This is a genomic window from Flavobacterium xueshanense (assembly GCF_900112975.1).
In the GTDB taxonomy this organism is placed as follows: Bacteria; Bacteroidota; Bacteroidia; order Flavobacteriales; family Flavobacteriaceae; genus Flavobacterium; species Flavobacterium xueshanense.
This window is the reverse complement of the sequence record NZ_FONQ01000002.1, coordinates 60,405-79,679: the sequence shown is the minus strand read 5'-3', so window position 1 is coordinate 79,679 and position 19,275 is coordinate 60,405. Positions and strand designations below refer to the sequence as shown.

General features: G+C 34.8%; 13 protein-coding genes and 1 tRNA gene. 11 read left to right on the top strand and 3 right to left on the bottom strand.

Annotated features, from left to right (window positions below):
• The first annotated feature begins 6 nt into the window (after nucleotides 1-6).
• From BMZ76_RS02540 to BMZ76_RS02525, 4 genes are all read left to right on the top strand, one after another.
• Nucleotides 7-1,143, top strand: a complete 1,137-nt coding sequence (locus BMZ76_RS02540; RefSeq protein WP_091203156.1) for a 1-acyl-sn-glycerol-3-phosphate acyltransferase — start codon at nucleotides 7-9, stop codon at nucleotides 1,141-1,143.
• On the top strand, nucleotides 1,133-2,161 hold the full coding sequence (locus tag BMZ76_RS02535) for an asparaginase (RefSeq protein ID WP_091203155.1): 1,029 nt from the start codon (nucleotides 1,133-1,135) through the stop codon (nucleotides 2,159-2,161). Before BMZ76_RS02540 ends, BMZ76_RS02535 begins: the two co-directional genes overlap by 11 nt.
• Before the next feature lie 58 nt (nucleotides 2,162-2,219).
• A tRNA-Ser gene (locus tag BMZ76_RS02530) sits at nucleotides 2,220-2,304 on the top strand.
• A gap of 194 nt (nucleotides 2,305-2,498) precedes the next feature.
• The gene (locus BMZ76_RS02525) at nucleotides 2,499-3,200 is read left to right on the top strand and encodes a porin family protein (RefSeq protein ID WP_091203154.1); all 702 of its coding nucleotides are present in this window, start codon (nucleotides 2,499-2,501) and stop codon (nucleotides 3,198-3,200) included.
• On the opposite strand, the gene BMZ76_RS02520 is transcribed toward BMZ76_RS02525, so the two are convergent.
• A complete protein-coding gene (locus BMZ76_RS02520) occupies nucleotides 3,195-3,800 on the bottom strand; it encodes a hypothetical protein (protein ID WP_091203153.1) in 606 nt (201 codons plus the stop codon). The two genes, BMZ76_RS02525 and BMZ76_RS02520, sit on opposite strands and share 6 nt — an antisense overlap.
• A 223-nt stretch (nucleotides 3,801-4,023) precedes the next feature.
• On the opposite strand from BMZ76_RS02520, the gene BMZ76_RS02515 reads away from it, so the two are divergent.
• From BMZ76_RS02515 to BMZ76_RS02485, 7 genes are all read left to right on the top strand, one after another.
• Nucleotides 4,024-6,468 carry a bifunctional UDP-N-acetylmuramoyl-tripeptide:D-alanyl-D-alanine ligase/alanine racemase gene (locus BMZ76_RS02515; protein WP_091203152.1) on the top strand — a complete coding sequence of 815 codons (2,445 nt, stop codon included), beginning with the start codon at nucleotides 4,024-4,026 and terminating at the stop codon, nucleotides 6,466-6,468.
• A gap of 92 nt (nucleotides 6,469-6,560) precedes the next feature.
• Entirely contained in the window at nucleotides 6,561-6,977 is a 417-nt protein-coding gene (mscL, locus tag BMZ76_RS02510; protein WP_091203151.1) for a large conductance mechanosensitive channel protein MscL, read from the top strand.
• Between the two features lie 269 nt (nucleotides 6,978-7,246).
• A complete protein-coding gene (locus BMZ76_RS02505; protein ID WP_091203150.1) occupies nucleotides 7,247-8,236 on the top strand; it encodes an aspartate-semialdehyde dehydrogenase in 990 nt (329 codons plus the stop codon).
• Between the two features lie 100 nt (nucleotides 8,237-8,336).
• Nucleotides 8,337-8,690 carry a hypothetical protein gene (locus BMZ76_RS02500; RefSeq protein WP_091203149.1) on the top strand — a complete coding sequence of 118 codons (354 nt, stop codon included), beginning with the start codon at nucleotides 8,337-8,339 and terminating at the stop codon, nucleotides 8,688-8,690.
• A 128-nt stretch (nucleotides 8,691-8,818) separates the two neighbouring features.
• Complete coding sequence (locus BMZ76_RS02495) at nucleotides 8,819-11,056, top strand: TonB-dependent receptor (RefSeq protein ID WP_091203148.1); 2,238 nt, start codon at nucleotides 8,819-8,821, stop codon at nucleotides 11,054-11,056.
• 149 nt (nucleotides 11,057-11,205) lie between these two features.
• Complete coding sequence (locus BMZ76_RS02490; RefSeq protein ID WP_091203147.1) at nucleotides 11,206-12,219, top strand: PDDEXK nuclease domain-containing protein; 1,014 nt, start codon at nucleotides 11,206-11,208, stop codon at nucleotides 12,217-12,219.
• 469 nt (nucleotides 12,220-12,688) lie between these two features.
• Entirely contained in the window at nucleotides 12,689-14,791 is a 2,103-nt protein-coding gene (locus BMZ76_RS02485; RefSeq protein WP_244281744.1) for a prolyl oligopeptidase family serine peptidase, read from the top strand.
• A gap of 303 nt (nucleotides 14,792-15,094) precedes the next feature.
• On the opposite strand, the gene BMZ76_RS02480 is transcribed toward BMZ76_RS02485, so the two are convergent.
• Nucleotides 15,095-18,562 carry a DUF3427 domain-containing protein gene (locus BMZ76_RS02480; protein ID WP_091203146.1) on the bottom strand — a complete coding sequence of 1,156 codons (3,468 nt, stop codon included), beginning with the start codon at nucleotides 18,560-18,562 and terminating at the stop codon, nucleotides 15,095-15,097.
• 1 nt (nucleotide 18,563) lies between these two features.
• Nucleotides 18,564-18,956 (bottom strand): (deoxy)nucleoside triphosphate pyrophosphohydrolase, encoded by a 393-nt coding sequence (locus tag BMZ76_RS02475; RefSeq protein WP_091203145.1) that lies wholly within the window; start codon nucleotides 18,954-18,956, stop codon nucleotides 18,564-18,566.
• Between the last annotated feature and the right edge of the window lie 319 nt (nucleotides 18,957-19,275).

The following is a 19,275-nucleotide window of genomic DNA, read 5'->3' as shown; positions in this document are numbered from 1 at the left end:
ACCAAAATGCAGAAATTTGACGCTATTCGGCCATTTTATGATTCTGAAATAAACGAAGCACTTCAGAATGTTGTTAATCATCCAATGATGAAAGCATTGATGAATTTCACTTTCCCGGAAGTTGCGGATGAAGTTTGGAAAGAACAACTCGGAAAAACACATTCCATACGTGATTTTCAATGTAATTTCATTTACAAATCGGTTCAAAAAGTTTTAGAAAAAAGCTCCGAAGGACTTACTACTTGCGGTTTTGAAAACTTACAACCTAATACTTCTTACTTATTTATATCCAATCATCGCGATATTCTTTTAGACACAACGTTGTTGAACACGGCTTTATTTGAGCATGGTTTAGTGATGACTGCTTCAGCAATTGGCGATAATTTAGTCAAAAAAGCATTTTTGAATACGTTAGCAAAACTGAATCGGAACTTTCTGGTGCAACGTGGCTTAACGCCAAGAGAAATGCTGCAAAGTTCAAAGTTATTGTCGGAATATATTGGTAATTTATTGCTGCATGAAAACCGCTCTGTCTGGATTGCTCAACGCGAAGGAAGAACAAAAGACGGCAATGACGAGACCAATCCTGGCGTTTTGAAAATGCTTGGAATGGGTTCTGATGAAAAGAACTTGATGGATTATTTCAAGAAAATAAAAATTGTACCCGTTTCTATTTCGTATGAATATGATCCCACAGATGCTTTAAAAATGCCTCAATTGATGGCTGAAGCCAATAATGAAGTTTACATTAAAGAAAAAAACGAAGATTTCATGACGATTCTTAGTGGAGCTTTGGGTCAGAAAAAAAGAATCCATATCCATGTTGGGAAGGTTCTAGACGCTGAAATTGATTCAATAAGCTCCGAGAATGGTAATTGCAACAAGCAAATATTAGCATTGGCACAAGTGATTGACGATGCCATATTGAGCAATTATAAATTGTGGCCTACGAATTTTATTGCTTATGACATTGTAAACAAGACCAATCGCTTTTCGCATTTGTATACCGAAAATGAAAAATCATTATTCGAACGCAGACTTGAAATGCGGATAGATCATGATAATCCAATTGCCTTAGACGGTTTTCTGGCTATGTATGCGAATCCGGTTGTCAATAAATTAAAATACCACGATGTTGTATAAAGCCAAAATACTTTTAATCTACACCGGTGGAACCATCGGTATGAGGAAAGATTTTGAGACGGGAGCGCTCACGGCCTTCAATTTTAGTAAATTATTACAGCGCATTCCGGAGTTGAAACAATTGGATTGTGAAATCGAAACCATTTCTTTCGAAAATCCAATTGATTCCTCGAATATGAATCCTGAAAAATGGGCTAAAATTGCGATCATTATTGAGGATAACTATATTTCATTTGATGGGTTTGTTGTGCTTCATGGTTCGGATACGATGTCCTATTCGGCTTCGGCATTGAGTTTTATGCTTGAAAATTTATCGAAACCCGTAATTTTTACCGGTTCGCAATTACCGATTGGAGATTTACGTACAGACGCCAAAGAAAACTTAATCACCGCCATTCAAATTGCGTCTTTACGAAACAATGATGAACCAGTTATCAGCGAAGTATGTCTTTATTTTGAATATAAATTATATCGAGGGAATAGAACTACAAAGATTAATGCGGAACATTTTAAAGCATTTACATCTCCCAATTATCCTGAATTGGTGGAGTCTGGCGTACATTTAAAATTAAATTCCGAATTATTCCTGTATAAAAATGAAAATAAAGAATTCAAGGTTCATAAAAACTTGGATAACAACGTAGCGATTATAAAAATGTTTCCAGGTATCAGTGAAGCTGTTTTATCCGCTATTTTAAATATTCCAAATCTCAAAGGAATTGTTTTAGAAACGTATGGAGCTGGAAATGCACCTACAGAGGATTGGTTTTTAAACCTATTAAGGAAAGCAATTGCCGAAGGTTTGCACATTATCAATGTTACCCAGTGTTCTGCTGGAAGCGTCAGTATGGGGCAATATGAGACCAGTACGGGCATGAAGAAAATTGGAGTAATCTCTGGAAAAGACATCACAACCGAAGCCGCAATCACAAAATTAATGTATTTGTTAGGTCAAAATATTGAAGCAAAGGATTTCAAAACTATTTTTGAAACTTCTTTACGTGGAGAAATGATATAATTTTAGATTTTACTTTTCTAACTCATTTTTTTTCGTGTTCTTTGCAATCTTATAAAATAGAGAGGTGGCCGAGTGGCTGAAGGCGCACGCTTGGAAAGCGTGTATATGGCAACATATCGAGGGTTCGAATCCCTTCCTCTCTGCAAAATGACAATCCTGCTAAGTAATTTTAGCAGGATTTTTTTTATTCAACTTTGAGAAGGATGTAAAAATCAATAATTATGCTTTCTGGCTGTAAGAAATACTACAAAATGGTATATTTGTAAAGCGATCACGCGAAATAAAAAACCACAATTTTTGTTTTTGCGCAACAAGCCATTTTAAAACAAAAAACAATATGCGAATAGTTCTTAGTTGTTTCCTGCTTTTATTTGTTTTTAATGTTTTTTCGCAAGAAAACACAACTGGTGTTGAGGCTCCAATTGTAAAAGTTGATTCCTTATATAGAGAAGATCAGTTTTATTTTGCGATAACGTATAATACGCTGGTCGATAAGCCAACAGGCTTGTCTCAAAATAAATTTTCTTCCGGGTTTTCAGCGGGTTTTCTGAGAGATATGCCCATTAATAAAAACAGAACTATTGCCATAGCTTCGGGTTTTGGTTTTACATATAATAATTACAATCAGAATTTAATTATTTCGCCAACGGATGCAGGGCCGGTTTATGCCCTTATCGATCCGAATACAAAGTACAATAAAAACAAATTCTCCTTACTCTCTGTTGATGTACCTGTTGAATTTAGATGGAGGAGTTCTACTTATGAAAGTCATAAATTTTGGAGAATTTACACCGGAATAAAGTTTAGTTATTTATTGTATGGTAAGTCTGTTTATGATGGAAGTACTGGTAAAGTGTCGGTTACTGGAAATAAAGATTTCAGTAAATTTCAGTATGGCGCTTATATTTCATCGGGTTACAACACGATTAATTTATATGCGTATTATGGGTTGAATTCGTTGTTTAAGTCCGCGAAGGTCAACGACGAATCCATTGATATGCGATCTTTAAATTTTGGGATCATATTCTACATTTTATAACCACAGAACCAGCAAAAGCAACTGAGGTATTGCTCCCAGAAAAAAACCTAAAATCAGTTCATTATTGGTGTGTGCTTTCATTTCTAACCGGGATGAGGCCACAAAACCATTCAGCAAAATCAGTGTTGCAATAGTAAACGTACTCTGAATTTGGAGATGCATACTTAATCCAATTATAAATACCGTCAAGGAACTGATTGCTATCATGTGAAGGCTCGCTTTGATATTTGTAAACAAAAGGATAAGTGCTAAGATTGTGCTCAAAAGTGCCCCCAACAAAAAAAAGTGCAGTTCAGGATATCGGTCTATGGTAATGCTTTTTCGTACCAAAAAAATAAGCAAAAAAGAATGTAGTACTAATGGAATTTTGCGTTGGGATATTTTAAACGCCATAATCGAATCCATATTTCCAGTTGCTCGCAAAAGCAGGAATGCCAGGACAGGAATAAATACTGTTACAATCGCAACTTGAAAAAAAACAAATAGTTTTTCCTGACTTACAAAATCAGTCCCATTATAAAAAAGATAAAATAGTGTTGCCATTACCGGTATGAATATCGGATGGAAAACATAGGAAAACAATGGGAGTATTTTTTTCAAAACTGCTGATTTTTATCTAAAAACAAATATAAGTAATCTGCGAAAATTAGTAAAGCAATTGCTATTGTTTCTTTTTCTTAAATAAACGGAATTGCTCATAATTATAGTGGATCTAAGTCATCGTTTTGAAAAGAAGTGTTATTTTTGAGGAAGTTTTACAAATATACAAACTATTAAAAAAGTAATCTCTATAAAAAATCTACCTCAATCTCTTTCTAATTCCATGAGCCAGAAAATTCTAAAAAGCATTCAAGATGTCCCCGCTACATTCATTGGTAACAACACTGATTTGACTATTGATGCTATTGCTATAGACAGCCGTTCTTTGCAAAACGGACCGCAGACCTTATTTTTCGCATTGGTCGGAGCCAATAATGACGCGCATCAATACATTAAGGATTTAATTGCAATTGGCGTTCAGAATTTTGTGGTTACACATATTCCGTTGGAATGTGAAGGTCAAGCTAATTTCTTTGTTGTCGAAAATACGCTGACTGCTTTACAGCAATTTGCAGCAAACTATCGCAGTCTTTTTGATTTCCCTATTATAGGATTGACGGGAAGTAATGGTAAAACGATAGTTAAAGAATGGCTTAATTTTTTATTGAGCCCTGATTACAACATAATTCGAAGTCCAAAGAGCTACAACTCACAAATTGGTGTTCCGTTGTCCGTGATTGCAATCAATGAGCAACACAATTTGGGGATTTTTGAAGCCGGAATTTCCACTCATTATGAAATGGAAAAACTGGAGAAAATAATCAAGCCTACGATTGGGATTCTGACTAACATTGGTTCTGCGCACGATGAAGGTTTTGTAAATTTAGAAAATAAAATAGCGGAAAAATTAAAACTTTTTGAGCATGCTCAAGTTTTAATTTACAATAAAAATGAAATCATCAATACCTTTATCAATCCCGAAATGAAAATTTTTTCGTGGAGTTTTGACTGCAAAGATGCTGATGTTTTTGTTTCAAAAAAAAGTGCTTTAGACAAGACCTTTTTGAATGTTCAATTTGGTAAGCAACGTTTTGATATAAAAATTCCTTTTCAGGATATGGCATCGGTCGAAAATGCAATTTCGTGTGTAATGGTTTTGTTGTATTTTAAATACGATGAAGAAACCATTCAAAACCGAATGGAATTGTTGTATCCGGTAGAAATGCGTTTGAAGGTCAAGAACGGAATCAACAACTGTAGTATTATTGACGACAGTTACAGCTCGGATTTTCAATCCTTGAAAATAGCGTTGGATTTTCTCGAAAGTCAGAAGCAATACAAGAGGAAAACGTTGATTCTTTCGGATATTTTTCAAAGTGGTTTATCCAATGACGAATTGTATACTAAAGTTTCGCAGTTGATTATTTCGAATAAAATTGATCGTGTTATCGGGATTGGAGAAACCATTACGGCATTCGAAAAAAAGTTTGCCAATTGCATCACCTATAAAAATACAGCCGAGTTTATTTCAAAATTCGATGATTTGAATTTTGCCAATGAAACTATTCTAATCAAAGGAGCGAGAACGTTTCAATTTGAAGAAATCGTTTCTTTATTAGAGGAAAAAACACATGAAACCGTTCTGGAAATCAATCTGAATGCGATTAGTCATAACCTGAATTTCTTTAAATCGAAATTGAAGCCGAATGTGAAGATTATGGTTATGGTGAAGGCTTTTGGATACGGAAATGGCGGTTTTGAAATCGCTAAATTATTAGAACATCACAAAGTGGATTATCTCGGTGTGGCTTTCGCCGATGAAGGAATTTCGCTGAAAAGTGCTGGAATTCATTTGCCTATTATGGTTTTAAATCCGGAAACGACCAGTTTTCCTGCGATTATTCAGCATCAATTAGAACCTGAAATTTATAGTTTAAAAGGACTTCATGCTTTCCTTAAGATTGCAGAACAAAAGAATTTAAATCAATTTCCGATACATATTAAACTCGATACTGGAATGCATCGTTTGGGTTTTGAGGACAATACGATTGCTGATTTGATTGCGACTTTAAGAGGAAATCAAACTGTTAAGGTAAAAAGTATTTTGTCTCACATGGCCACAAGTGATGACTTGGAATTCAAGGATTTTGCACATTCACAAATTGATTTATTTGAAAAATTATCGTGTAAATTGATGACAGAATTACAAATAAAACCTTTGCGACATATTTTGAATACTTCGGGAATCAGCAATTATTCAGATTCACAATACGATATGGTTCGGTTGGGAATTGGACTTTACGGTGTTTCAAATGATGTTGAAGAGCAGAAGAAGTTGGAAAACGTGGGTACACTAAAATCGGTAATTTCACAAGTCAGACGTATTGCTTCTGGCGAAAGTGTTGGTTATGGCAGACGATTTATTGCGGATAAACCCACAAAAATTGCCACGATTCCTATTGGATATGCCGATGGTATTTCCAGAGGCTGGGGAAACGGTTCAGGTTATGTAATAATTAACAAATCAAAAGCTTTCATTGTTGGCAGTATTTGTATGGACATGCTGATGGTTGATGTCACTGATATAGAATGTGCAGAAGGAGATCAGGTGATTGTTTTTGGCGAAAGCCCAACGGTGACATATATGGCGCAGAAACTAAACACAATTCCCTATGAAATTCTAACGAGTATTTCTCAACGAGTGAAACGGGTATTTTACAGGGAGTAATTAAGTATTGGGCAAAAGACGGTTAATTGGGGTAAAATTTTTATTAAATTCATTTTGCAAAGATAAATAGTAACCCTAAAATTAAATAAATTATGGGATTTTTCAAGGATTTTAAAGCTTCTTTGATGAAAGGAGACGTTTTAAGTTTAGCAACTGCGGTTGTTATTGCTGGTGCATTTGGCAAAATTGTTGGATCCGCTGTTGATGATATCATAATGCCTATCGTAGGTTTGATAACTGGCGGTATCGATTTTACCCAAAAATTCATCACTTTGGATCGGAACAGTTATCCTGATTTGGCTGCAGCAAAAAAGGCTGGGGCTGCTGTGATTACTTATGGAAATTTACTCCAAGCTATTATTAACTTTGTTATTATTGCATTTTTTGTTTTTGTAATATTAAGAGCCGCCGAAAAAGCGAAGAAAAAAGAAGTGGTTGTTGTAGCTATTCCTGCTGGGCCAACTCAAGAAGAATTATTGACTCAGATTAGAGATTTATTGAAAAAGTAATTTCCGCTACACTATCTATTCTAATTTTTCCTGAATTAATTTCAGGACTAAATCCTGTCGCAGTTAAGGCGATTTTTCTTCATGCTTATCTTTATTAAATTATTCCTTAGATTTTGAGACTGGCGATGGAATTCTAAAGCCAAATAATTACTCTTAATAGCATTTGTTATAAATATAACATTTTGTTATTTTTTGTGAAGCCACTTGTTTTGATTTCAATATTAGTTACTTTTGTACTTCAAATTTAATATTCAGTAATAAAATATAAGATGAGAATAGCAGTTGTAGGCGCTACCGGAATGGTTGGCGAAGTGATGTTGAAAGTTTTGGCAGAAAGAAATTTCCCTGTAACAGAATTAATTCCGGTTGCTTCTGAGCGATCGGTGGGTAAAGAAATTGAGTATAAGGGCAAAAAATATAAAGTAGTGGGCATGCAAACGGCGGTAGACATGAAAGCAGATATTGCTTTGTTTTCTGCAGGTGGAGATACATCATTAGAGTGGGCTCCAAAATTTGCGGCGGCAGGAACTACTGTTATTGATAATTCATCGGCTTGGAGAATGGACCCAACCAAAAAATTAATCGTTCCTGAAATCAATGCATCAGAATTGACTGCAGCAGATAAAATCATTGCAAATCCAAACTGTTCTACGATACAAATGGTATTGGTTTTGGCTCCTTTGCATAAAAAATACAACATCAAACGCGTAATTGTTTCTACCTACCAATCTATCACTGGAACTGGCGTAAAAGCAGTGCAGCAATTGGAAAATGAATACGCAGGTGTTTCAGGTGAGATGGCGTATAAGTACCCAATTCACAGAAATGCGATTCCACAATGTGATTCTTTTGAAGAAAATGGATACACTAAAGAAGAGATGAAACTGGTTCGTGAAACCAAAAAAATCTTAAGCGATAATACAATTGCTGTCACGGCTACTGCAGTTCGTGTGCCAATTGTAGGCGGACACAGTGAAGCGGTAAACGTAGAATTCTCGAATGATTTTGACCTAAACGAAGTACGAAACATTTTGCATCATACCGATGGCGTAGTGGTTCAGGATAATAATGACACTTATACGTACCCAATGCCAATGTATGCACAAGGAAAAGATGACGTTTTTGTAGGCAGAATTCGTCGTGACGAAAGCCAGGAAAACACTTTGAATATGTGGATTGTTGCGGACAACTTGAGAAAAGGAGCAGCGACTAACACAATACAAATTGCAGAATATTTGATTGCAGCCAAATTGGTTTAAATCGATTTTTATTTTTAAAATGAAACCATTTGTTTCGCAAAAATATATTTTGTGAGACAAATGGTTTTCTTTTTTCCTGTTTTTGTTACCTTTGGCTCGAATGAAAAAGAATAAACTCATAGTAGGTCTTTCTCTGATTGTTACAGTCTTGTTCTCAATGCTGTTTCAGTCATTGCACACCTATGAGCATTTGCAAAAACAGCTTTCCGAAAAGCAATGCCACCATAAATACAATGTTACCGGTACAGAGATAACGCACCAACACCACAAATTAGATCATTGTTACGTTTGTGAATTCTCTTTGGGAAGTTACACCACTCCAAAAGATTTCTCTTATCAATTGTACGCCAGTATTGAAGAAATCCCTTATTTTTTTACTGCAGCGGAGACGGTTATTTCGTTTTCCGGCAGTTTGTATTCCCTCCGAGGTCCACCCGTAAATAGTGTAAGCTGAATTTATTTCAGCTTCTGCTGAATTTATTTCAGCACTTTTTACACGTTTTATTTACTAAATAATTCCGGTCTCGGCTCCCTCTCCTTTGGAGAGGGCTGGGGAGAGGAAAAACTATACAATCATTTTCAATGAAAAAATTTATTATAGCCCTATTCTTGGGGTTTTCGGCAATGCTTCAAGCGCAAAATACTCTTTCGGGAACCGTAACCGATTTAAGGAACCAACCCATAAAGGGTGTTTCAGTATATGCATCAGAATTGCATAAAGGAACCACAACAGATGAAAACGGAAAATATGCATTTTCAAATCTTCCAAATAGAAACGTAAAAATCAGCTTTACTTTCTTAGGATTTGCAACCCAAAATAAAACCATAAACAGTCTTCAAAACGAAACCACACTTGATGTTATCCTTGAGGAAGCAATTTTCGAAATGGATGAAGTTATTGTTTCAACCGCTTTCAATAAAATACAATCGCAAAATGTAATGAAAGTGGAGCACGAAAGCATCAAAAATTTACAACGGAAAGGAACTGCCACTTTAATTGAAGGATTGGCGACTATTCCCGGAGTTTCTCAGGTTTCTACCGGAACGTCCATTGGGAAACCGGTAATTCGTGGTTTGAGCGGCAATCGTGTTTTGGTGTATTCGCAAGGCGTTCGAATAGAAAACCAACAGTTTGGTGACGAACACGGTTTGGGATTGAACGATTCTGGAATAGAAAGTGTTGAGGTGATTAAAGGACCGGCTTCTTTATTGTACGGTTCCGATGCTTTGGGAGGCGTTTTGTATTTTAACCCCGAAAAATTTGCTGATGCGAATACTTTTAAAACAAACTTCAGTCAAAAATATTTCTCGAATACCGCGGGAAGCAATTCCTCTTTGGGTTTGAAAACCTCCACAGATAATTGGAAATTCATGGCTCGGGGAAGTTACAACACCCATTCTGATTATAAAAGTGCTTCGCCAGTTCGGTCTTCGACCTCGGGTGCCGATGGTGACCGAGTGACAAATACCCGTTACAATGAAACCGATTTCAAAACAGGAGTTGGCTACAGCAATGCCAAATTCTCAAGTGTACTGCGTTACAATTACAATGAATTAGATTTAGGAATTCCAGAAGATGGAATTGCGGAGCAAACGTCTAGCAAGAAAACTGGTTTTCCAAAACAAGGAATTTTTAATCATTTGTTGAGTATAAACAATGTTTTCTTTTTCGAAAAATCAAAGTTGGATGTCGACTTAGGGTATATTGCCAATGATCGAAGCGAGTTTGAAGACAGCGAGGTGGCGGTTTTACACATGAAATTAAAGACATTCAATTATAATGCAAAATACCATCTACCAAAAATGGGAAAAATAGAAACCATTGTTGGAGTTCAGGGAATGCACCAAACCAATACAAATTCAGGGGAAGAATATTTAATTCCGGATGCGGTTACCAATGATTTTGGTGTTTTTGGGACCGCTAATTATGAGTGGAATACGAATGTGTTGCAAGCCGGTTTGCGTTTCGATAATAGAAATATTATTACGGATGCACAAGGAATCGCAGGCGAAGAAGGTTCCTTTGAAGCCATTAATAAATCGTACGACAGTTTTAATGCATCGTTGGGTTACAAAACCAATCTGGCCGATGATTTGACGTTGCGTTTGAATGTAGCTTCAGGATTTAGAGCGCCAAATTTAGCCGAATTAACTTCTAATGGAGTTCATGAAGGAACGAATCGCTATGAAGTAGGAAATAGCGATTTAGAAACCGAGCAAAATGTGCAAACGGATTTAAATTTAGAATACAAAACGGATCATTTTGAGTTTTTTGTAAACGGATTTTACAATCATATCAACAATTATATCTACACCTCACCAACTGGAGAAATGGTTGCAGAGAACGCTGTTTTTGATTATATTCAGAATAACGCTAAATTGTATGGAGGCGAAATCGGACTGCATTTTCATCCGCATCCATTGGATTGGTTGCATTTTGAAACGAGTTTGGAAACTGTAACCGGCGAGAAGCAAAACGGAGATTACTTACCGTTAATCCCGGCTAACAATTGGAACAACACCATTAGAACCGAATTCAAAATCAAAAACTGGTTAGAAGATGGTTTTGCAACCTTAAATGTTTCCAGTACGTTCAATCAAAAAAATGTAAGCGGTTTTGAAACAGAATCAAATGGATATAACTTAGTGAATTTAGGTTTTGGCGGAACTGTAAAACTGGGTAAAACCGCTTTTGATGTTAACATCAACGGGAATAATTTATTTGATAAAAGATACATTGCGCATCTTTCTCGCCTAAAAACAGATGGTATTCCAAACATTGGAAGAAACATCGTTTTGGGTGTGAATTTTAATTTGTAATTTATTTGCTTGCGAAAAAAACCAAGAAACGCTATTCGAAAGAGTAGCGTTTTTTTTGGTTTAAGAACAAAAAGCATTTATTACTGTTTCAGTGCTTTTTTCGTATTATTGTGTACAGAATCGAATGAATTATATAAACCAAAATAATAATGCTACAAAACCAATCTGTAATTCCTGATATTAAAGCCATTATAGCAGCTTCGAAAGACAAAGCGATTAAAGCGGTGGACAATGAAAGAACCTTGATGTATTGGTATATTGGGCAACGTATTTTCTTGGAAGAACAAGACGGAAAGGAACGTGCGGTCTATGGAACGTATTTAATTAAATTTCTTTCGCAACAATTACAACCAGAATATGGAAGTGGTTTTTCAGTGAGGCAATTAGAGAGATACCGACAGTTTTATCGAATGTTTCCAATTGCGTCCGCACTGCGGACGCAATTGAGTTGGACACAATATAAATTCCTTTTGACAATTGACAATCAATATAAAAGAGAGTTTTATGTTGCGGAAAGTGTAAAGAATAATTGGACATCAAGACAACTCGAACGTCAAATCAACAGTAGCTTATACGAACGCCTTTTAATCAGCAATGATAAAGAAAGCGTACTTGCTGTAGCTAAAAATGAAAAACTGCCTTCGGATGCTAAAGAGATTATAAAAGACCCGATGTATTTAGAATTTTTGGGACTAAAACGGGAAGCGGCTTATTACGAAAGAGATTTAGAAAGCGCAATAATTACGCATTTGCAAGATTTTTTATTGGAACTGGGAAATGGTTTTTCATTTGTCGCGAGACAAAAAAGAATACACATTGACGGCGATGAATTTTTTACAGATTTAGTTTTTTATAATCGAATATTACAATGCTTCGTCATTATCGAAATCAAGACAGATAAACTCACGCATCAGGATATTGGTCAACTACAGATGTATGTCAATTATTACGACCGAGTAGAAAAACTGCCTCGTGAAAATCCAACTATTGGTATTTTGCTTTGTGCCAATAAAAATGAAGGTGTCGTGAAATTCACGCTGCCGGAAAACGAAAAAAATATTGTAGCCAGTCAATATAAATTATACCTGCCAACGGAACAACAGTTGTTGGAAGCTATGAATATTGAATTACAGAATTTTGAGCAAGGAAAAGAGAGTGAATAATCTAACGTCTGCACAAAAATATTGAGTTGAAGATGAGAATCATCTACCTGCAAAACCACTGTAAATCAGTTCAGTAAGCGGCTTCTGTGGGCTAGTTTGAATTATGTCCGCAGTGCGGACACAATTGTATTAGTTCTGAAATCCACAACTCTAACCAAAACCATAATTAGAGCATAATTCGAGCAATTCGTGGTAAGAAAAAAATAGTAGCAATCTCATTCATCCCAAATCCTATTCGAAAGAGTAGCGTTTTTTAGTTTTATTTAAGACTTTCTCACCGTTACAAGACTAACTATTTTCCCTATTTTTGTAACAACCTAAAACAGAATCTAATGAAATGAGCATGACGGTAATTGGGTCGAAAACCCCAATGATGATATGCGACTCGAGCATAACGAACAGGTGAAACAATTACAAATGACCGATGAAAAACAATAAATATCAACATATGAAAAACACTTTTTTAATAATGGCTGTATCATCTGCAATGGCGACTTTTGGCCAAAATCCAAATCCAAAACCCATAACCTATCCTGTCACAAATAAAGGGGAAACCGTGGATGTGTATTTCGATACTAAACTTCCGGATCCATACCGCTGGCTCGAAGACGACAAATCAGTGGAAACCGGTGCCTGGGTAAAAGCCCAAAACGAAGTGACCTATGGTTATTTAGCTCAAATTCCGTTTCGTGATGTACTGAAAGCAAGGATGGAAAAACTGTGGAATTATGAAAAAATAGGAGCGCCTTTCAAAGAAGGAAATTTCACATATTATTATAAAAATAACGGTTTGCAAAATCAATCGGTGTTGTACAGAAAAGATGCCAAAGGAACCGAAAAGGTGTTCTTGGATCCCAATACGTTTTCTAAAGACGGAACTACTTCGCTTGGCGGCTTGGATTTTTCCAAAGACGGTTCTAAAGTAGCCTATGCCATTTCAGAGGGGGGAAGCGACTGGAGAAAAGTTATTATCATGGATGCCATCACTCAAAAAATTATCGAAGACACTATAGTCGATGTAAAATTCAGCGGTGTGTCTTGGAAAGCAAATGAAGGATTCTACTATTCCAGTTATGACAAACCAAAAGGAAGCGAATTATCGGCGAAAACCGATCAGCATAAATTGTATTTCCACAAGTTGGGAACCGCACAAAAACAGGACCAAGTGGTTTTTGGTGCCGACCAAAAACGCCGATACGTAGGTGGTGGAGTTACGGAAGATGATCGTTATTTAGTTATCACCGCGTCAAATTCTACGTATGGAAACGAATTATACATCAAAGACTTGACAAAGCCCAACAGTCCTATTGTGACGATTGTGGATAATTTCAAGAGCGACAACAACATCATTGAAAACGAAGGTGGAAAATTATTCATAGAAACCGACTGGAATGCGCCCAACAAACGCATCGTTACCGTGGATGTCAACAACCCGAAACCGGAAAACTGGAAAGATTTTATTCCAGAAACTGAGAATGTGTTGTCTCCTTCAACAGGTGGCGGGTATTTCTTTGCTAATTATATGAAAGATGCCGTTTCAGTAGTAAAACAATACGATTATTCCGGAAAACTGCTGCGTGAAATTAAATTGCCGGGCGTAGGAACCGCCGGTGGTTTTGGCGGAAAGAAAAAAGAGAAAACATTGTATTATTCCTTCACGAATTACATTACACCGGGTTCTACTTTTTCATTCGAACCACAAACCGGAACTTCAGCGGTGTATCAAAAACCAAAAGTAGATTTTGACAGTGAGAAATACGAGTCCAAACAAGTGTTTTATACCTCTAAAGACGGAACCAAAATCCCGATGATTATCACCCACAAAAAAGGATTGAAGCTCGACGGGACAAATCAAACCATGTTGTATGGTTATGGAGGGTTTAACGTGAGTTTGACACCAAGTTTCAGTATTGCCAATGCCGTTTGGATGGAAAACGGAGGCGTTTATGCCGTGCCAAATTTACGTGGTGGTGGCGAATACGGGAAAAAATGGCACGATGCCGGGACCAAAATGCAAAAACAAAATGTATTTGATGATTTCATCGCAGCAGCTGAATATTTGATTGCTCAGAAATATACGTCTTCACAATACCTGGCCATTCGTGGTGGGTCAAACGGAGGATTGCTAGTGGGTGCTACCATGACGCAACGTCCGGATTTGATGAAAGTTGCTTTGCCGGCAGTGGGAGTGATGGACATGTTGCGCTACCACACCTTTACAGCAGGAGCAGGTTGGGCGTATGATTACGGAACGGCGCAGGACAGCAAGGAAATGTTCAACTACATCAAAGGTTATTCTCCCGTACACAACATACAAAAAGGGATACAATATCCGGCGACGATGGTAACGACGGGCGATCACGATGATAGAGTAGTGCCGGCACACAGTTTCAAGTTTGCTGCCGAATTACAGGAAAAACAAACCGGAACAAATCCAACCCTAATCCGTATTGACATCAATGCAGGACACGGCGCCGGAAAGTCCGTTGCGGCGACCATTCAGGAAAATGTCGATATTCAGGCCTTTACCTTGTATAATATGGGAGTGGTGTTATTGCCAGAGTTGGAATAATAGGGATTATTCTGTCCCGACGCCACCGGATATTTCAGGATTTATTCTGAATTTATACTGAATTTTTTTCAGGAGCTATTTCCTGCTATCCGTTACAATCTTTTTCAACGCTGTCAGGGTTCAAAACCCTGACAGCGTTAAGAAAAAGGATTTTCACTGCTATCAGGGCTAGGGCATTCGATTCTCCAGACGATTGTCAATGCGAGGAGTTGCGAGGTACGTGGCAAAGCATTCACATCATAAATTGATAAGAAATTCAAAAAACGCTATTCGAAAGAGTAGCGTTTTTTTGTGACAATTTTGTTAATTTAAGACCTCTACAAAAAGCCCTATTACTTTTAAATCAATCAAATCATCATCATCTACTAATACGATGCTTTTGAAAGTAGGGTTATATGATTGTGGTTTTAATATTATAGAATTATGTGACCAGATTTCTTCCGTTATACTTTTTTTACTTTCGTATGATTTCACTGTGAAACCTCTTCCGAAATCGGAATCTTGAATGTTACTTTGATGAACTAAGACAATTTTTCCATTTCTAGAGCCACCTGTGTCTTTTTTAAATAGGCACCAAGAATTGCTTGGGATTATTTTATTCATTGACTCTCCAATTACTTTGCAAACAAAATAATCTGAATTATATTTAAAAGGTTTGCTTAATTCAATCCATTCAGTTTCCTCATTAATTTGCAAGTCACTAAAATTACCGGCAGCTGCTTTAATATCGTATAATGGAATGCAATTTACATATTGATTAATTTCATCGGAAGGTAAGACTCTAAAAGGAGATAAATTGATTTCAACAACAGGTATTGGTTCAATGATTTCTTGTGAATTTAATTCTATATCTTTACCATTTGTCAAATATTCGTAGATCGAATCTTCAACAGGATGATTCATTGTAAAGTTAATTTTAACTACAGATACTAGTTTTCCGTTATCATCAGGAATAGTAGTTTGGACAAATCCGTTTTCTGTAGGTTTCATATCTCCCATAAAATAGAATTCTGTCCCTTCATCATTGTTTTTTTTAATAAATAAAGGTAAACGCAACTCGCTTTTGTGATTTAGTATTGATTTAACATCAGGACTATTTAAAGTGCGTTTTGATTTAGACATCCATTCAAATTCTGAATTACTTATAAAACGATCTTCGTATTTAGTAGTGCTAGAAATACTTTTTTCCTTATGATAATTTACAAAAATAGGGCAATTTGTTTTGTCTGAATTAATCAAATATCCACCAACATTTTGTGCTAAAGGATTACTTTCCCAATTTAATATTCTAAAAACATCCTTCCTTGAATATTTCCTATATAAGACAAAGCCTTCAATGAATTTATTCTTCTTAAATAATTTATTAAATGTTTTAATCGAGTAGTCAATATTGTCTTCTAAGAATTGAAAAAAGATTGAATTATTTAAAGTTTTTGAGAACGATTCATTAATAATAATTTTATCACCTACTTTTTCTAATATACTAAACCCATAAATTTTATTGACTGTAACAAGTTTCTTGTCTTTGTTTTCAGTTATGAATTTAAAATTTAAATTATTTAAAGAAGAATCAATAGTTTCGTCAGAGATTAAATATCCATATTCCTTTTTAATTTGGGATTTAAAATTTTCAATGTCTATTTTTTTTGAATGAATTAAGTGCTTTAAAATTAGACTCTCTTCTATGCGTTTCGAATTATTGATTTCATTTGAAAAAAGCTCAAGAAGTTTCTTTTCCCTGATGTCAATATGCAATTTTAAATTATCTTCTAATTCTATCACGAAATTTAAATATGACTTTGAATATCTTACATACAGGAACGGATCTCTAGAACCATGTTCTAAAAAGTTGATCATCATAGGAATACGTCCCAACTGAAACTTCAAAAGAGTATAGTCCTTTACCAAGTCTCTTTTCAATGTCATGTTAGCAGAATTTATGGATTCAAATATTCTTTCTTTTGAAATTTGATCGAAATTGATTGTAGATGTTCCAGGGATTAAATCACTGCCACTTGAGATGAGTTTTCTTATCGAATCTTTATTATAAGTTGTATCTCCATACAATGCAATAGGAATCAAAAAATTATTTTTATAATTCCCAATAAAATCTATTACCGTTAAATATCCTTTATTGTCAATCTTTCTTAGCCCACGTCCAAGTTGTTGTATAAAGACTATAGCAGATTGAGTAGGTCTAATCATTATTATTTGATTTACACTTGGAATATCAATACCTTCATTGAAAATATCAACAGTGAATATATAATCCAATTGATTTTCTTTCTCATTTGATTCAAGATTTTTTATTGATTGAGCTCTTTGTTCTTCGGAACTATCACCTGAAAGTGCAATAGTTTTATAGCCTCGTTGATTAAAACCATTTGATAAAGCTAGACATTCATTATTCGAGGAACAAAAAATTAATCCACGGACTTTGTCATTATCGCAACCATAAATATTAGCTTTTTCAATTATTCGGTCTATTCGTTCTTCAGAAACGAGAAAATTGAAATTAAAATCTTCATCTAATATTTTTCCATCAACCGTTATATCTGTAACTCCATAATAATGAAATGGACTAAGCATTTTTTCTTCTAATGCTCTGTGTAAACGTATTTCATAAGCTATGTTGTAATCAAAAAGCTTAAAAACATCAAGTCCATCTGTTCTTTCGGGTGTTGCCGTCATTCCTAATAAAAACTTAGGATTGAAATAATTCAATATTTTTTGATAGGATTCAGCACTTGCTCTATGTGTTTCATCAATTACGATATATTCAAAATGATTTGGATTAAATTGTTTTAAATGTGAATCTCTAGAAATTGTTTGGATGGTTGAAAATATAAAATCGGCATCTAATTCTTTATGATTTCCGGAGTATATCCCCATAGATTTTGAATTGCCAAAAATTGTTTCGTAACCTTTTTTGGCGGCTTTAGCAATGTTTAGTCTGTGTACAATGAAGAGGAATTTTTTAGGATTAACTTTTTTTACATCAAATGCAGATAAATAGGTCTTTCCTGTGCCTGTTGCTGATATTAAAAGAGCTTTAGTTTTTCCTTGAATTCGTAATTGTTCAATGTTGGCTAACGCTTCTTCCTGCATTAAATTTGGAGTTATTTCTTTTATATTAGAAATAAATAATTTCTTTTTAAGTGATTTAGTATAGTCAATTTGTTTTTTGTACAATATTTCATAATTATCAATGAATGCAATATCTACAGATAATGCTTTTTCATATTCAGTAGTAAATTCCTTAATAGCATTGAAAATAATATGACTAATCGGTGTTGCTGTTATTTTTAAATTCCATTCTATATTGGTGCAAAGTGCTGAAGCGGTTAAATTACTACTACCAATTATTAAATTGTAAATATCCTTTTTCTTAAACAAATAACCTTTTGAATGGAATGCATTATCAACAGCAATTTTTAGTTCAATATTTTTAAATTGTAAAATTTTTTTTAGAGCTTCAGGTTGAGTGAAATTTAAGTACTGAGAAACTAATATTTTTCCTTTAATTCCTTTTTTTTCAAGGGTAATTAATGTTTCTATTAAGGTAGCAACACCACTAGTAGTGATAAATGCAACCGAAAACCAAAATTCTTCGCAATTATTTAATTCGTTAATAATTGTAGATAGAATTTTTTTTCCTTCAGTTTTATCATTTACCAATAATTGTGGTAAGTATTCCTTGTGAGAAGATACGTTTTGATTAATAAAACCAGTTTGTAAGCTTTGAGTTAATTTAATGTTTATTGGACTCATCTTAGTAAGTCATTAATTTTTTCATAATTGGAATATCAGCGGCAGCCCAATCTAAATATTCTAATTCATCTTTTTTTAACCACTTATAATCAATATGCTCTGTTAAAGTTAGTTTTGGATTATCACATTTGCAGATAAAACTATGCATTATTAAAATAAAGTCGGGATATTCATGTGTAACGGTTAAGAATTCTTCTTGAATTTCAATTTCCATTTCTAACTCTTCTAATACTTCTCTTTTTATTGTTTCTTTTCTGGTTTCACCCAATTCGATTTTCCCCCCGGGGAATTCGTATTTTTTTGAAATGTAATCCAGTTTATTTTCACCTCGCTGAACACATAAAATTTTATTTTCATATATAATTATAGCGGCTACAACTTCAATATTTTTCATTTATTCTTATTTTTTGGATAAGTTTTATTTAGTCTTTCCTTCTTGTTTATCTATTATTTAAACTAGTTTGAAAATTAGTTCTTTTTTTAATATTTGATTGCATTAACTAGAAAAATCTGATTTTTAATATTCGCTGACCTTAATAAGGTTTGTGACAAGATAATTTTTATATCTAATAAAAGAGTTGTCCAGATCAAAAATCAATAATTACTAAATGGCTAACATCTACCTAAATAATGCTAACGTGGAAATCTTTTCCGCGTCCACACATTGAAAGAAAAAGGGCTTTCTACAAACAACATCCCAACTAAAATCTCTA

Coding starts and splice junctions, on each gene's coding strand:
- BMZ76_RS02540 (WP_091203156.1), top strand. CDS start 7: ATGCAGAAATTTGACGCTATTCGGCCATTTTATGATTCTGAAATAAAC.
- BMZ76_RS02535 (WP_091203155.1), top strand. CDS start 1,133: ATGTTGTATAAAGCCAAAATACTTTTAATCTACACCGGTGGAACCATC.
- BMZ76_RS02525 (WP_091203154.1), top strand. CDS start 2,499: ATGCGAATAGTTCTTAGTTGTTTCCTGCTTTTATTTGTTTTTAATGTT.
- BMZ76_RS02515 (WP_091203152.1), top strand. CDS start 4,024: ATGAGCCAGAAAATTCTAAAAAGCATTCAAGATGTCCCCGCTACATTC.
- mscL (WP_091203151.1), top strand. CDS start 6,561: ATGGGATTTTTCAAGGATTTTAAAGCTTCTTTGATGAAAGGAGACGTT.
- BMZ76_RS02505 (WP_091203150.1), top strand. CDS start 7,247: ATGAGAATAGCAGTTGTAGGCGCTACCGGAATGGTTGGCGAAGTGATG.
- BMZ76_RS02500 (WP_091203149.1), top strand. CDS start 8,337: ATGAAAAAGAATAAACTCATAGTAGGTCTTTCTCTGATTGTTACAGTC.
- BMZ76_RS02495 (WP_091203148.1), top strand. CDS start 8,819: ATGAAAAAATTTATTATAGCCCTATTCTTGGGGTTTTCGGCAATGCTT.
- BMZ76_RS02490 (WP_091203147.1), top strand. CDS start 11,206: ATGCTACAAAACCAATCTGTAATTCCTGATATTAAAGCCATTATAGCA.
- BMZ76_RS02485 (WP_244281744.1), top strand. CDS start 12,689: ATGGCTGTATCATCTGCAATGGCGACTTTTGGCCAAAATCCAAATCCA.
- BMZ76_RS02480 (WP_091203146.1), bottom strand. CDS start 18,562: ATGAGTCCAATAAACATTAAATTAACTCAAAGCTTACAAACTGGTTTT.
- BMZ76_RS02475 (WP_091203145.1), bottom strand. CDS start 18,956: ATGAAAAATATTGAAGTTGTAGCCGCTATAATTATATATGAAAATAAA.